The organism is Arthrobacter sp. Y3223164, assembly GCF_059091005.1.
In genome coordinates this window covers 1-14,229 of sequence record NZ_JBNHGF010000035.1, presented here as the reverse complement: position 1 = coordinate 14,229, position 14,229 = coordinate 1, and the positions used below count along the sequence as shown (strand labels likewise).

At 66.2% G+C, this 14,229-nt stretch carries 10 protein-coding genes and 1 other RNA gene; 6 read left to right on the top strand and 5 right to left on the bottom strand.

Annotation, left to right across the window (positions count from 1 at the left end):
* On the top strand, nucleotides 1-365 hold a 365-nt coding region (locus AC5RUJ_RS03880; protein ID WP_494155611.1), incomplete at its 5' end, for a fluoride efflux transporter FluC.
* Between the two features lie 123 nt (nucleotides 366-488).
* Nucleotides 489-1,589, top strand: a complete 1,101-nt coding sequence (locus AC5RUJ_RS03875) for a carboxylate-amine ligase (RefSeq protein WP_494101620.1) — start codon at nucleotides 489-491, stop codon at nucleotides 1,587-1,589.
* Nucleotides 1,590-1,609: 20 nt separating this feature from the next.
* On the opposite strand, the gene AC5RUJ_RS03870 is transcribed toward AC5RUJ_RS03875, so the two are convergent.
* The gene (locus AC5RUJ_RS03870; protein ID WP_494128462.1) at nucleotides 1,610-2,368 is read right to left on the bottom strand and encodes an AfsR/SARP family transcriptional regulator; all 759 of its coding nucleotides are present in this window, start codon (nucleotides 2,366-2,368) and stop codon (nucleotides 1,610-1,612) included.
* A 354-nt stretch (nucleotides 2,369-2,722) separates the two neighbouring features.
* Between AC5RUJ_RS03870 and AC5RUJ_RS03865 the strand changes: the two genes are divergently transcribed.
* Nucleotides 2,723-6,859, top strand: a complete 4,137-nt coding sequence (locus AC5RUJ_RS03865; protein WP_494128463.1) for a Pls/PosA family non-ribosomal peptide synthetase — start codon at nucleotides 2,723-2,725, stop codon at nucleotides 6,857-6,859.
* Between the two features lie 89 nt (nucleotides 6,860-6,948).
* The gene (locus AC5RUJ_RS03860; protein ID WP_494128464.1) at nucleotides 6,949-7,320 is read left to right on the top strand and encodes a hypothetical protein; all 372 of its coding nucleotides are present in this window, start codon (nucleotides 6,949-6,951) and stop codon (nucleotides 7,318-7,320) included.
* A gap of 141 nt (nucleotides 7,321-7,461) precedes the next feature.
* Here AC5RUJ_RS03860 and AC5RUJ_RS03855 read toward each other — a convergent pair whose 3' ends face one another.
* Nucleotides 7,462-8,100, bottom strand: coding sequence for a hypothetical protein (locus AC5RUJ_RS03855; protein WP_494128465.1), 639 nt, complete (start codon nucleotides 8,098-8,100; stop codon nucleotides 7,462-7,464).
* Nucleotides 8,101-8,395: 295 nt separating this feature from the next.
* Here AC5RUJ_RS03855 and AC5RUJ_RS03850 point away from each other — a divergent pair, with 295 nt between their 5' ends.
* The gene (locus tag AC5RUJ_RS03850) at nucleotides 8,396-10,876 is read left to right on the top strand and encodes a S8 family serine peptidase (protein WP_494128466.1); all 2,481 of its coding nucleotides are present in this window, start codon (nucleotides 8,396-8,398) and stop codon (nucleotides 10,874-10,876) included.
* A gap of 127 nt (nucleotides 10,877-11,003) precedes the next feature.
* On the opposite strand, the gene AC5RUJ_RS03845 is transcribed toward AC5RUJ_RS03850, so the two are convergent.
* The 3 genes from AC5RUJ_RS03845 to ssrA form a co-directional block, all read right to left on the bottom strand.
* A complete protein-coding gene (locus tag AC5RUJ_RS03845) occupies nucleotides 11,004-11,354 on the bottom strand; it encodes a hypothetical protein (RefSeq protein ID WP_494128467.1) in 351 nt (116 codons plus the stop codon).
* A gap of 205 nt (nucleotides 11,355-11,559) precedes the next feature.
* Nucleotides 11,560-12,363: a tetratricopeptide repeat protein gene (locus AC5RUJ_RS03840; protein WP_494128468.1), complete on the bottom strand. Its 804-nt coding sequence runs from the start codon at nucleotides 12,361-12,363 to the stop codon at nucleotides 11,560-11,562.
* A 286-nt stretch (nucleotides 12,364-12,649) separates the two neighbouring features.
* Nucleotides 12,650-13,019: a transfer-messenger RNA gene (ssrA, locus tag AC5RUJ_RS03835) on the bottom strand.
* Between the two features lie 137 nt (nucleotides 13,020-13,156).
* On the opposite strand from ssrA, the gene AC5RUJ_RS03830 reads away from it, so the two are divergent.
* Nucleotides 13,157-14,229 (top strand): carboxylate-amine ligase (locus AC5RUJ_RS03830; protein ID WP_494155610.1); only part of this gene is annotated, 1,073 nt, incomplete at its 3' end.

Below are 14,229 nucleotides of genomic sequence, written 5' to 3'. Positions count from 1 at the left end.
CCGACACCTGGCTCGCCCGCCGGCAGGCAGTCCGCCGGCGGCCGGAGCAGCACTGGCCCTGGGCCACCCTGCTGGTCAATGTCACCGGGTCGTTCATCCTCGGGCTCGTCGCCGGCGGCGTGGTGGGCCAGGAGCCGGGCCTGGCGGAAACGTGGCGCCTGGCCGAGCCCTGGCGACTGGCGCTGGCCAGCGGCCTGGCCGGCGGACTGACCACCTTCAGTTCCTTCACCGTCGCCACGGTTAAGCTGTGGGCAGAGCGACGGGCGGGCGCCGCCGCCGTCAATCTCGCGGCGAACCTGCTGCTGGGCACCGCCGCCGCGGCGCTCGGGCTCGCGGCAACTGGCCTGACCGTGCCACTGTCCTGAGCAATCCGTGCCCCTCGCCAGACGGCTGGCCGGCAGGGTTCGGGCGGTCCCGGCCGTGAGCATGACCGCCCGCAGATCGGTTAGGCTCGGCTTGTCTGAGCGTCGGCAGAAGAAAGGTGCCCCATGGCAACTCTGGGAATTGAGGAAGAATACCTGCTGCTGGATCCGGCCACCGGCTTACCCGCCCCGGTGGCGGACAGGGTCGCCGAAAACCTGGAAGGCTCGGTACAAGTAGCCAGGGATGAGATCCAGCGGGAGTTGCTCACTTGCCAGATTGAAACGGCCACCGCGGTCTGCTCCACGCTCACCGAGGCCGAGGAATCGCTGCTCAACTTCCGCCGCGAGCTCGATACCGCCGCCCGCAAGACCGGCGTGCGTGCGGCGGCCACGGGCACGGCCCCGCGGATCCAGGACGACTACCCCGAGGTCACGGACAAGGAGCGCTACCACCAGCTCAAGGCCAGCGCGAAGGGCATCGTGGCCGACCAGTTCGTCAACGGCCAGCACGTGCATGTGTCCGTCCCCGACAAGGAGGCCGGGGTGCAGGCCTTGAACCGGATCAGGCCGTGGCTGCCGGCGGTGGTGGCGCTGGGCGCCAACTCACCGTACTGGCTGGACCGGGACAGCGGGTTCGGCAGCTGGCGGATCGTCCACTACCGCCGCTGGCCCATCCAGGGCTGCGCGCCGGTTTTCCGCGACGCGGCGGACTACGAGCGCCGGATCCAGCGCCTGGTCGACTCCGGCGTGGTCATCGACCGGGGCGTTATTACGTGGCTGGCACGGCTGTCCGACCGCTACCCCACCCTTGAAGTCCGTGCCGCCGACGTGCAGCTCGAGGCCCAGGACTCCGTGCTGATCGCGGCGGTTGTCCGGGGACTGATCTCCACGGTGCTGACCGATGAGGCTTCCTCCCGGTCCTTCCTGCAACCCGAGCCGGAGCTTCTGGACGCCGCCGTCTGGCAGGCCGGACGGCAGGGCCTGTCCGACCGGCTGGTGGATCCTGAGTCCGGCGTGCTGCTGCCGGCACGGGATGTGGTGGGCATGCTGCTGCGCTACATCCGGCCCGCACTCGAGGCAGAGGGCGACTCGGCGTGGGTGGATGCCAGCATCGAGCGGCTCTTCGCCACGGGCACCGGCGCCGACCGGCAGCGCAGGGCCATGGAATCCGGCGGGCTGCCGGCGCTGATGGATCTGTACGCCTCGTCCCTGACCGCGGAGCCATAGCCCGCGGCGCACTGGTCCTTTTAGGCGGGCGGCCGGCTGCCCGGCCCCGATCTGCCGTCCGCCGCAGCCGGCGGCGCGAGCAGGGGTGCGATGAGGTTCATGATCTTGGCCGAAGGCTCCACCCCATAATCCTTCCGCAGCCGGGAACTGAAGGCCTCGAACGCCCGCAGCGCCTGCGCATAATTGCCCTCGGCGATCTGCGCCTGGAGCAACAGCCGCTGCGCGCTTTCGCGCAGCGGCTCAATGGCGACGGCGATTCCCGCTGCGTCCGTCGCCCGGTCGATCTCACCGCGCTCCAGATACTGGCCGGCGAGGCGTTCCAGGGCCTTCAGCCTCAGCTGCCTCCACCGCTCCTGCTCGGCCATGACCCAATCCTCATACCACCCGGGCAGCAGTTCGGCCGTGCGCAGCAGGTCGAGCAGGGCCGGCCGCTGGCCAACCCCGCGGTCCCCGTCGAGGGCGGCCAGCCGCCGGCGGACTTCGTGAACGTCCACCGTGACGTCCGGAGCGAGTGCCAGCGGATCCCTGCTCTCCTCCAGCAGTCCCGGCAACTGGTGGGAAATCATCCAGATCGCCTCCCGCAGGCTACCCGCCGCCTGCCTCTCCGAACTGTCCGGCCACAGCAGGCCGGCCAGGAACGCGCGTGGCTCGCTGCCGTGAAGGGCCAGGGCTGCAATCAGGCGCTGCTGCCGGATGGTGACCCTGACGGGAAGTGTTCCCTGGCGAATCTGCCATCCCCCCAGGAGTTGGACCTCCCACGGGCGTTCTGTTGCATTCATTTCCGTGCCCTCCCCCAAGGGCATCAAGTAGCCCCCAAGCAACTGCCCCGCTTCTCCCCGATTACAGCTTCCCACCGTGTGCAACGTTGTCAATGCGGCCCTCGTCGGCGGCAGTCGGCCCGGTAACGCCGCCGTAACACCGGACGTCGTCCAATGTCGTCTAGGGGCCCGTCGTCGCACATGGCTAGACCGTCGCACATGGCTCGACGCACTGCCCGGCACGTCGTCGACTCCCGAGGCTAGGAGGACTGCCATGGCGGCACATGCGCACTTCCCCACGCCCGCCCAAGAGACGCACGCCGCCTGCGGCTTCCTGGTACAGGCGGTCCGGCAACCGGGACAGCGGGGAGCGGCATGAGCGCTCCGGCAGGGCGCAGCGCCCGGCGCCGCCTGACCGAGACAAGCCACCGGCCGAAATCTTCCAGCCGTGCCGAGGCTGCCAGCACCATCCTCACCGGCGCCCCCGGCAACGGAAGGGTACGTTGGCACGATGGGGACAGGCTGGAACGGCTCTTCGAAGACCGCTGCGACGAACTGCGGCGCGACGGCGAGGGGGGACGGCTCGCCGTCGACGGCGTTGGGTCGTCGCTGACCTACGATCAGCTCGACGCCCGGGCGAACCAGCTTGCGCGGTACCTGATCTCGCGCGGCACGCGGGCGGGCGACCGGATCGCGCTGCTCTTTGACCAGCCCACCCGGTCCTACACGGCCATTCTGGCGGTCTTGAAGGCCGGTGCCGCATATGTCCCGCTGGACGCCGGATACCCCTCCGACCGTCTGGCCTACATTGTTCAGGATGCCGGCGTGAGGCTTGTCCTGTCGCTGTCCCACCTTCGTGACCGGATGCCCCAAACGGGTGCGACCATCCTCTGCCTCGACGAGGAGGACCCGCTGGTGGCCGCGCAGGATTCCTCGCGGCTGCCCCGGGGAGAACAGGCGGGGCCACCGGGCGACCTGGCCTACATCATCTACACCTCCGGCTCGACGGGCCGCCCCAAGGGTGTGGCCATCGACCATCCCAGCATCTGCAACTTCGTGCTCGTGGCAGCCGAAGTCTACGGTTACCAGCCGACGGACCGCGTCTACCAAGGGATGACGATCGCCTTCGACTTTTCGGTGGAGGAGATCTGGGTCCCGTGGATGGTCGGCGCAACCCTGGTGCCCAAGCCCGGCGGCGTCAGCCTGCTTGGCATGGAACTGGGCCAGTTCCTGCGGGACCAGCGGGTGAGCGCCATGTGCTGCGTTCCAACGCTGCTGGCCACCCTCGACGAGGACCTGCCCGACCTGCGGTTCCTACTGGTCTCCGGCGAGGCCTGCCCGCGTGACCTCATTACCCGATGGCACCGGCCGGGCCGCAGGTTCCTGAACGTCTACGGCCCAACGGAAGCAACCGTCACTGCGACCTGGGACGCGGTCCATCCGGACAAACCGGTGACCCTGGGCACTCCCCTGCCCACGTACTCGGTGGTGGTCCTCGATCCGGATGAACCGCGAGCGCTGCCACCGGGGGAACTGGGCGAAATCGGGATCGCCGGGATCGGGCTGGCCCGCGGATACATCAACCGTGACGATCTGACCGAGCGGGCCTTTATCCACGACTTCCTTGGCATCGATAACAATCCCTCAGGCCGGATCTACCGCTCGGGCGACCTGGGGCGGTTCACCGAGGGTGGAACCATCGAGTACCACGGCCGGATCGATACGCAGGTCAAAGTCCGTGGTTACCGCATCGAACTTACTGAAATCGAGTCCGTCCTGCTGCAGGTGCCCGGCATCGCCCAGGCGGTAGTGAGCACCTACGAGCCATCCCCCGGACTCGTGGAGCTGGTCGCCTACTACACACTGCGCCAGGACACCGCGGCGGTCGACGAGGCCGGCATCGCCGAAAAACTGAGCGAGACCCTGCCCGGCTACATGGTTCCGGCCTACCTCGAGCGCTGCACCGAAATCCCCGTCATGCCCAGCGGCAAGGCCGACCGGAAGAAGCTGCCGCAGCCCGGCAAACCCCGGCTCACCGGCGGCACTCACGAGTACAGCGCACCGGCAACGGAGGCGGAGGAGATACTGGCCGGTTGCCTCGCGGGGGTCCTGGGCGTGGAGAAAGTCTCCGCCACGGCACACTTTTTCAACGATCTCGGCGCCAATTCGCTGCTCATGGCCGGTTTTTCGGCCGCCGTCCGGCGCCGGGCTGCGCTGCCGCCGGTGGCCATGCAGGACATCTACCAGCATCCGACTGTCCGCCGGCTCGCCGTCGTCCTCTCGGCAGCCCAGGCCGCGGCCGAGCCGTCGGGAACCCCTGCGGGCGAGACGGAGCCGGCCCTGCGGCCTGCGCCCAGCGCGCTCCGGCATATCTTGTGCGGCGTCGCGCAGTTGATGTTCTTCCTGGGCTACACCACCTACGCTGCCTCTTTGCTCGTCATGTCGTTCGTTTGGGTTTCCGATGGAACCGGCTTGATCGACATGTGGCTGCGATCCGTCGGATTCGGCGCCGCGATGTTCCTGATACTGTCCGTCACCCCTATTGTCCTGAAATGGGTTCTGGTCGGCCGCTGGAAGCGTCAGGACATCCCCCTGTGGAGCTGGGCCTACATCCGGTTCTGGGTCGTCAAGACGCTCAATCGGAGCAATCCCCTCGTTCTGTTCGTCGGCTCGCCCCTTTTCGTTCTCTACCTCCGGGCGCTCGGGGCAAAAATCGGCAAGGGCGTTGCCATTTTCTCGCGCATGGTGCCGGTATGCACCGACCTGGTCAGCATCGGCGACGGCACGGTCATTCACAAAAATTCATTCTTCCTCGCCTACCGCGCCCGCAGCGGCGTCATCGAAACGGGCACGGTAACGCTTGGCCGCGATGTCCTGGTGTCGCAAAAGACGACGCTGGACATCGACACGGCCATGGGCGACGGCGCTCAGCTGGGCTATGCGTCCTCGCTGCAGACGGGCCAGGCGGTACCGGACGGTCAGCGCTGGCACGGCTCCCCCGCGGTCCCTACGGCAACGAACTACCTCAGGGTTCCGCCGGTACGCTGCAGCACCCGCCGCAGGGTCATTTTCACCCTGCTGCAGCTTTTCAACCGGCTGGTCCTGGTCGCGCCGGTCGGACTCATCGGCCTGTCAGCGCTGCTGCCGCCCTATCTCGACAGCGAACACCTGAAAATGGACAATCCGTTCTTCTACCTCGACACCCTGCTCATCACCCTGACCCTGTTCCTTGCCTCCTTCTTCGGCGGCCTCATCGCGGTCCTGACCATCCCCCGGCTCCTGAACCTCGCTCTCAAGCCGGACAAGGTCTACCCGCTGTACGGCGTGCATTTCACGCTCCAGCGGATGGTTGCCGGGCTGACGAACGTCAAGCTGTACAAGGATGTTTTCGGCGACAGCTCGTACATCGTGCATTACCTGAAGGCACTGGGCTACAACCTCGGCAAGAAGGTGGAGCAGACAGGGTCGAACTTCGGCCCCGAGGTGTCACACGATTCGCCCTACCTGAATACCATCGGATACGGGACCATGGTCTCCGACGGCCTGAACATGATGAACGCCGATTACTCGAGCACCTCGTTCCGGCTGTCCCGTGTCAGGATCGCGGGCCGCAACTTTCTGGGAAACGACCTCACCTTCCCGCTCGAGGCACGGGTTGGCGAGAACGTCTTGCTGGCAACCAAGGTCATGATCCCGGTCGACGGCCCGATCCGGGAAAATACCGGCTTGCTGGGATCCCCTCCGTTCGAGATTCCGCGCTCCGTTCAGCGGGACGGCCGGTTCGATGAGCTAAAGATCGAAGAGGCGAAGAACAGGCGGCTGCCGGCCAAAAACCGCCACAATATCGCGTCCATGGGAATCTTCCTCGGTGTGCGCTGGTTCCTGTTTTTCTCCGGGACGCTCATCGCCGCAGCCTCCGTAACAATCTACGATGAATTCGGCGCGTTGGCGGTTGCCGTAGGAACGTTGGGCTTCGTCATTTACCTGGTCCTGCTGTCCGTCCTCGTCGAGCGCCTGGTGATGGGCTTCCGCAGGTTGAAGCCGCAGTACTGCTCGATCTACGACCCGTACTTCTGGCACCATGAACGTCTGTGGAAGATGCTCGCCACTCCACCCTTCAACGGCACGCCCTTCAAATCACTCGTCTGGAGGATGCTCGGCGTCAGGGTGGGCAAGCGTCTCTACGACGCCGGCTGCAACATCCCCGAGAAAACACTTGTCTCAATCGGCGACGACTGCGCCCTGAACGAAGGCACGGCCCTTCAAGGCCACTCAATGGAAGACGGTACATTCAAGTCGGACTACATCGCGGTGGGAAACCGGTGTTCCTTTGGCGTCGAGTCCTTCGTCAATTACGGCGCCGTGGTGGGCGACGGCGTCTCACTCGAGGCCGACTCGTTGCTCATGAAGGGAGAAGACGTGCCGGAGAACGCCATCTATGCCGGCAACCCGGCCCGCGACACGACGGACACCGCCAGACCCAGGCGGTTGACCGGCGCGGCGCAAGGTTGATGAAGTAAACGGGCGCGGAGCAGTGCGCCCGGCGCAGGCGCACTGCACGAAGTTGCTGCAACTGGACTCCCGGTCCATGGTGGTAGGTGATGATTACCAGACGCGAAGCAGCCCAGTTCCTCGATATCCCACCGGAGATGGCGAAACGCCACGGGATCCCCTCCCGCATCTCCGAGGAGGAACTCGCCTCGATGGACGCGGACCCACCGGCCTGGCTGGCCCAGTCGCGTGCCAATCGCACGGGCAAGAGGCCTGTCTGGACACCGCTGCGGTGCTTCATGTGCGGCTTTACCGAGTCTGCCCGGCCCAAGAAATGGTGGCCCGAATTCACCTATGTTTACTGTCGGCACCATGATCCCGCGGAGCTGCCCGAGCTGCCCGCGGGATGGGTCCGCAGCGAGTATGACGGCATCGGCACCAGGTTCACCGGAATCGTCGACGTGGCGCTTCCCGGAGACTGACCCCTGGCGGCGGGCGCTGCTGGGCGAGAGGTTTAGAAGAAAGCCGAATCGCCGCCGGTCCCTGCGCCGGACTCGGCCGGCTCCACGCAGAGGGGCGGCCTCCCCGCAGGGAGGCCGCCCCCGATGGCGGAGCCGGCTGGATTACTCGACCTCGCCGACGCCCTCCTCGGCGGCCTTGGCCGTCTTCCACACGGCCTTTCCTTCGGCCTTGGCTGTCTTCCAGTCGGCCTTTCCTTCAGCCTTGACGGCCTTCCAGTCTGCGCTTCCCTCCGCCTTCGCGGATTTCCACGCGGCATCAGCCTCGGCCTTCGCCGATTTCCACGCGGCGTCCGTTTCGGCCTTCACGGCCTGCCAGGCGTGGGTCGGCTCCTCAACCGGAGCCGGGGCCGGCTCTTCCACGACCGGCTCCTCAATGGGGGCCGGTGCAGGCTCTTCCTCCACCGGAGCCGGTTCCTCGACCGGAACCTCCTCTACCGGCTCTTCCCCGGGGACGGGCTCAACGGGCTCTTCACCCTCGTCCGGGGTTGGGGCTTCGTCCTCGACCGGTGCCGGGGCAGCCGGCTCCTCAGCGGGGGTTTCCTCCGCGGGACCGTCCTCGACGACCGGTTCAGCTTCCTCGACCGGGGCCGGCACGATGGTTACGTCCTCGGCCGTGATGGCCACGAACGAATCCTGCGTTTCGTGAGCAGAAGCGGCTCCTGCGCCTCCGGCAGTCACCACGCCTGCGACGAAGACTCCAGCGGCCAGCTGCCGTGCCTTGGTTTTAGCAAACGATGACATGTGTTGCTCCAATCGTTGGGGATGTTGCAACTTAACCGTTACATCCGGCGGCGAGGGGCTTGCAAGCGGAAGCGGTGAATAGCCGCCGATTGGCCTTAAGACCAGCGTGAGGTCTTTACAGGCCGGCGGGAGTCCGTCACACTCCGCCACGGCCGGGTGGTGACCGGTTCGAGCTTTGTCAGGGGCTGTACCGTACCACGGGGGATAATCGTTACACTGAACCGCGTGGGCGCAACGTCGCATCCCGTCCGTCCTGCACCAACTTCCCGGGACCCCGCCCGCAAGGATGACACCCATGCCTTCGCCCCTGCCCCGCCGCTTCCTCGCCGGACTGGCCTCGTTCACCGCCGCCGCTGTCCTCGGCGGAACGCTCGCCGTCGTTCCGGCTTCGGCCACCGCTGAGTCTGACCCGCCCCTCGCGCCGAGCAAATACCTCAGCGCCCGGGACGTGCCGACCGACCGGTTCATCGTGAAGTTCACGGACAAGGCCGGAGGCAGCTCCGCAGGTAGGGGGAAAGCCTACGGGCGTACCGCCAAGAAGCTGGGCGTCAGCGTGAAGGAACTGCGCGGCACCGCCACCGGGGCCCGGGTAATCACCACTGGCAAGCCCCTCGCCGACTCCGAGGCCAGGGAACTGATCGCCGGACTCGAGGCTGACCCGGGCGTTGAATTCGCCGAACCCGATCAGCGCATGCAGCCAGCGGCGGCCCCGAACGACGAGCACTACGGCCTGCAGTGGGACCTTTTCGAGGACAAGGCCGGGATGCGCGTGCCGGGAGCCTGGGACGTCAGCCGCGGCGACGGCGTCACGGTCGCCGTCGTCGACACGGGCATTACCGATCACAGCGACCTTAACGCGAACGAGCTGCCCGGCTACGACATGATCTCTCACCCGGCCATTGCCCGGGACGGCGACGGCCGGGACGCCGACCCCCGGGATGAAGGCGACTGGTACGACGTCGGTGATTGCGGGTACGACGACTCCTCCTATTCCTCCTGGCACGGCACGCACGTTGCCGGCACCATTGCCGCCGTCTCGGGCAACGGGCAAGGAGTCGCAGGCGTCGCCCCCGGCGCGAAGATCCTTCCCGTCCGCGCACTCGGAGCGTGCGGCGGTTACATGTCCGACATCGCCGACGCCGTGATCTGGTCGGCAGGAGGCGAAGTCCCAAACGTCCCGCTCAATTCAAACCGGGCCCGTGTCATCAACCTGTCGCTCGGCGGCTCCGGGGTGTGTTCCGCCACCTTCCAGTCAGCGGTGAACATCGCCGTGAACGCCGGCTCCGCCGTCGTGGTGGCGGCCGGCAATGAGAACCAGGATGCCTCCCTGTCCACCCCGGCGAACTGCAAGAACGTCATCACGGTGGCGGCCAGCGGACGCGAAGGCAACCGCGCCCCGTATTCGAACTTCGGAGCCATGGTCGACGTAACCGCCCCCGGCGGCGACGGGAGCACCGGCGCGGGCAACGGCATCGTCTCCACATACAACCAGGGCACGACCACCCCGGGCGCCGAGGGCTACTCCTACCTCCAGGGCACGTCGATGGCCGCACCGCACGTCGCCGGCCTGGCCGCCTTGATCCTTGCTGCACGTCCGAATTGGACGCCGGCCCGGCTGGAAAACCACCTCAAACTCAAGTCCCGTCCCCTTCCGGACACCTGCCCCGAAGGCTGCGGAACCGGGTTGGCCGACGCCACCTCGTCCCTGGACTTCAGCCTCGTCCCGGTTATCACTGGGGAACCCCTGGTCGGTCGCCGGCTGGGCGCGGACACCCGCGGCTGGCCCGAGGGAACGGTGGAGAGCTACCAGTGGAACCGCAACGACCAGCCCATCAGCGGCGCCACCTTCGATACGTACACCCCCGTACCGGCCGATTTGGGGTCCGCGCTGAGTGTGACCGTGACGGGCAGCAGGTCACAGGAGGGCTATGCCGTCCGCAGCAACACCTCCGAGCCGACGCCCAAGATCGCTCCGGGCTTGCTGGCCAGTTCCACGCCGACGATCAGCGGAACCCACAAGGTCGGCTACACGTTGACCGCCGGCGCCGGGGCCTGGACCTCGGGCACCACGCTGAAGTATCGGTGGTACCGCGGAACCACGGCGATCTCTGGGGCGACGGGCCGCACCTATGTGCTCACCGGCTCCGACGCCGGCAAGCAGATCTCCGTCCGGGTGACCGGATCCAAGAGCGGCTACACCAGCCTGACCCGTCACTCGGCCAAGACGTCCGTGATTGCCAAGGGCACCCTGCGCACCTCCGCACCGGTCATCAAGGGCACGCTGCGGCCCGGCTACACGCTGACCGCGTACCCAGGTACCTGGACCTCGGGCACCACGCTGAAGTACCAGTGGTACCGCGGCACCACGGCGATCTCACGGGCGACGGGCCGCACCTACGTGCTCACCGGCTCCGACGCCGGCAAGCAGATCTCCGTCCGGGTGACCGGATCCAAGAGCGGCTACACCGGCCTGAACCGGTACTCGGCCAAGACGTCTGCGATTGCCAAGGGCACCCTGCGCACGTCCGCACCGGTCATCAAGGGCACGCTGCGGACGGGCTACACGCTGACCGCGTATCCGGGCACCTGGACGGCGGGCACCACCCTGAAGTACCAGTGGTACCGCTCCGGCACGGCCATCCGCGGCGCCACCGGCAAGACCTACCGGTTGACCGCCACGGACCGCTTCGACACGATCAGGGTGCGGGTCACCGGGTCCAAGACCGGGTATGATACGGCGAACAGATACTCGCTCTCCACCGCGCGCCTTCGATAGCGCCGGCCGGCCCAGACCAGGAAGCATGTCCGGCCACCTGGGTGCGGCGGGCGGGGCGGAAGATCCCCCGCCGGACCGGCTCATACCATGTTGAGCTCACGTAGGCTGCACTCAGGCTGGCTTCGCCTCAGCTTGCTTTTGGCGGGGCCTGAGCGGCGACGATCTCGGCGATCGCGTACTCGCAAACACCCGCCGCTTCCCCCACCTCCTCTTCGGACAAGCCTGAGGAGAGGGCAGCGATGATCTGCTCGTCGCTGGCCGCCTTTGCCTGGTCCAAAGCCCATTCGGCTGCTTCCACTTCGCCGGATCTGCACAGGACGGCGGCCAGCATGCTCCTCTGCGCGGGCGACTTGCCGGTGGGCAGGCCGGGTACCTCAAGGCCTTCAAGATGCGGGTTCGTGCCTTGCCCCAAGTACACGGCCGAATCGAGGCTCGCGATGGAAAGGGCATGGGGGTGGGTTTTGATGTGCGACTCCATGAGAGCCACCTTTCAGAGAATGAAACCAGGCTCCCGGTGGCTCGAAAGAGGGCTTCACAGCAGGCAAAACCAGTTGGCCGCCTGTTTCGACCGTACGCGTGGCTGCCCTCGATGACAACAGGCGGGCTGTCGGCGAACCCCTCGCAAGCAAGGCCTCTTGAACATCATCTTGTCAGTTCGGTGTCTTCCTCGGAGGTTGCGCCCCTTATCTCCTCCGCGCGGCTCTTTTCGGCCTGACTTGGCGGTGGGCTCGGCGAATGTCGCGTAGGGTTTGGGCTGATAGTTGGTCGCCTTGGCCCGCGGCCTGCTTGAGAAGCGCTCTACCCTCCTTAGCTTGCCCCGATTCCCAGAGCGCCAAGCCCAGGTTATGCAGTGCGTTCGGTTCGCCTTCAGAGAGGCTGCGCCGCAGAAGTTCGATTTCTTTGTCGCTTCTGCCTGCCTTGGAATAGAGATCCGCTAGAGGGATCAGGACATCAGCCACACCGGTGTCGAGGTGTCTTTCGAGGAGCTGAATCGATGTGTCGAGGTCCAACTGATCCGTTGTGGTGACCAGTTCTACGGCCGCCTCTGCGCTGAGTTCGCTGCCTTTTCGCAGGATTTCAACCGCGGAGCCCTCATCCCCAACGGCTCGGTATGCTCTGGCCAGCCGGAGTGGGACTAAAGGGTTCTCACCGGCGTCGCTAAGCCATCTGATCGCCTCGGCCGGTTTTCCAAGGTTCAGGTAGGCCTGCCCCAGGGCTAACGCCGCCTGTGGGTCTCCTGCCCTATGTGCCGTCTCGTATTGCTCCAAGGCTTGCATGGTCCGATGCTGCCCTTCGAGGAAGGTCCCGTAGTTGAGATGTGCTTCCGTAACGCCGTGCTCAATCGCTAGTCGATACAGGGCTTCGACCGCTTCAGACGCGGGTATCTGCTGCAGGTCATTCGCGGCGTTGAAGAGACCGTCGGCGTCGCCTGAAAGGATTAGTTCGGCCGATGCGCGAAAGTCGACCGGCTCGCTCTGCTCATTCATGATCACTCGTCTTGTTCCTGCCGCTCGAAGGCCTCGAATTCATCACGATCCTAAAGCCGTCCGGGCGACCAGGGGTGACCAAAGCTGCGTGGCTCGCCGTCATACTTTCCAGTGATGGTTTCCCAATGAGTCGGGACACCGTTTACCTGCTCCGGGTGCCAGCATGAGCCATGTCGAAGATCCGGACCGGAACCACCAACCCAGACAAAAGAAAACACCCCGGTCCGAAGACCGGGGTGTAAGCGATGACCCGACTCATCCGTAAAGGATGTCCCGACTCATCACATAGTGGAGATGGGGGGAATTGAACCCCCGTCCGATGTTGTGTTGCCAGGACTTCTCCGGGCGCAGTTTGCTTCGGGTTTTCTTGGCCCCAACCATCCCGCAAACAGGTGGTTGACCCGGGCCCAGCCGTCTAAATGTCCCGAATACCCCAACGGCGAAGGTATTCAGCAGTGGCCCTCTTAATGACGCCAGCATCCGGGGCGAGAGCGACCCCGGGCTGACGGACTTGCAATGCTACTTAGGCAGCGAGAGCGAAGTCAGTGCGCTTAGATTCGGCACTTATTGGTTTGCAGAGAGCGTTTCCGAGATAACTCTGCATCCTCGGCCCGCTTCCCCTGGCGCGACTAACATCGTCGAAACCTGTCATCCCCGTATGTAGTTATCAAAATAACCATTGCTGCCGGGCAGTTACCTGTCCCGGACCATCCAGTGTAACCCATGTTTGCGCCCGTCTATTCCCGCCGACCCGGCATAGCCAGCGTGCGGTCGCGGGACTTACGCTCGAACCATGGTTGTGGGCCGGCCCCCAGGCACGCCGCCGCCGGCGTCCACCCCGGCAACGTTCGGCATCGAAGAAGAATTCCTGTTGATGGACCCGCGCACCGGCTTGCCGGTGATGACCGGCCCGGCGGTGCGGGCCGCCCTGCGCCTGGGAACCACCCCGGAATGGGTCAGCTACGAGTTGCTCGACTGCCAGGTTGAAACCTCAACCCCGGTTTGCCGCCAGCTGTCCGAAGCTGCGGACGCCCTGCTGGACTTCCGTCACGAGCTGGCCCTCAGCGCCGCCGCAACGGGCGCGGCCGCGGCCGGCATCGGCGTGATTTTCGACGCCGACCTGCGCCCGGCATCCGTGACCGACAACCCCAGGTACCGCAGCATCGCCGAGCGTGCGCCGGCCCTGATCGCCGACCAGTACGTGACGGGCATGCACATCCACATTGAAGTGGCAGATCCGGAGGTGCGGCTGCAGGTCCTTAACCGGCTGCGCCCCTGGCTCCCGCTGCTCACGGCGGTAGCAGCCAACTCACCGTACTGGCGGCACGCGGACAGCGGCTTCGCCAGCTGGCGCACCATCATGTATCGCCGCTGGCAGGTCCAGGGCTGTCCGCCGTTCTTCGCGGACCTGCACGACTACGGCGTCCGCGTGCGACAGTTGTACGCCTCCGGGGTGGTCCCGGATCCCGGGCACCTCTCCTGGCTGGCCAGGCTGGCCGACCACTACCCCACTATCGAGGTCCGGGCCGCCGACAGCCAGCTCACCGCGGCCGACAGCGTGCTGCTGGCCGGGCTGGTCCGCGCGTTGGTCGCCACCGAGCAGGCCGCCGTCCTCGCGGAGCGCCCGGTCACCAACTTCCATCCGGAACACCTGGACGTGGCGCTCTGGCAGGCGGCCCGGTTCGGGTTGTCGGAGAAACTGGTGCATCTGGACTCGGCCACCCTCTGGCCCGCGCACGATGTCCTCGAACTCTTGCTGCGACATATCGATGAGGCGTTGGAGCAGCACGGGGACGGCGGCTGGGTCCGCGAGCAGGCCGCACGGCTGCGGCTGGAGGGCAACGGTGCGCAGCGCCAGCGGAAGGC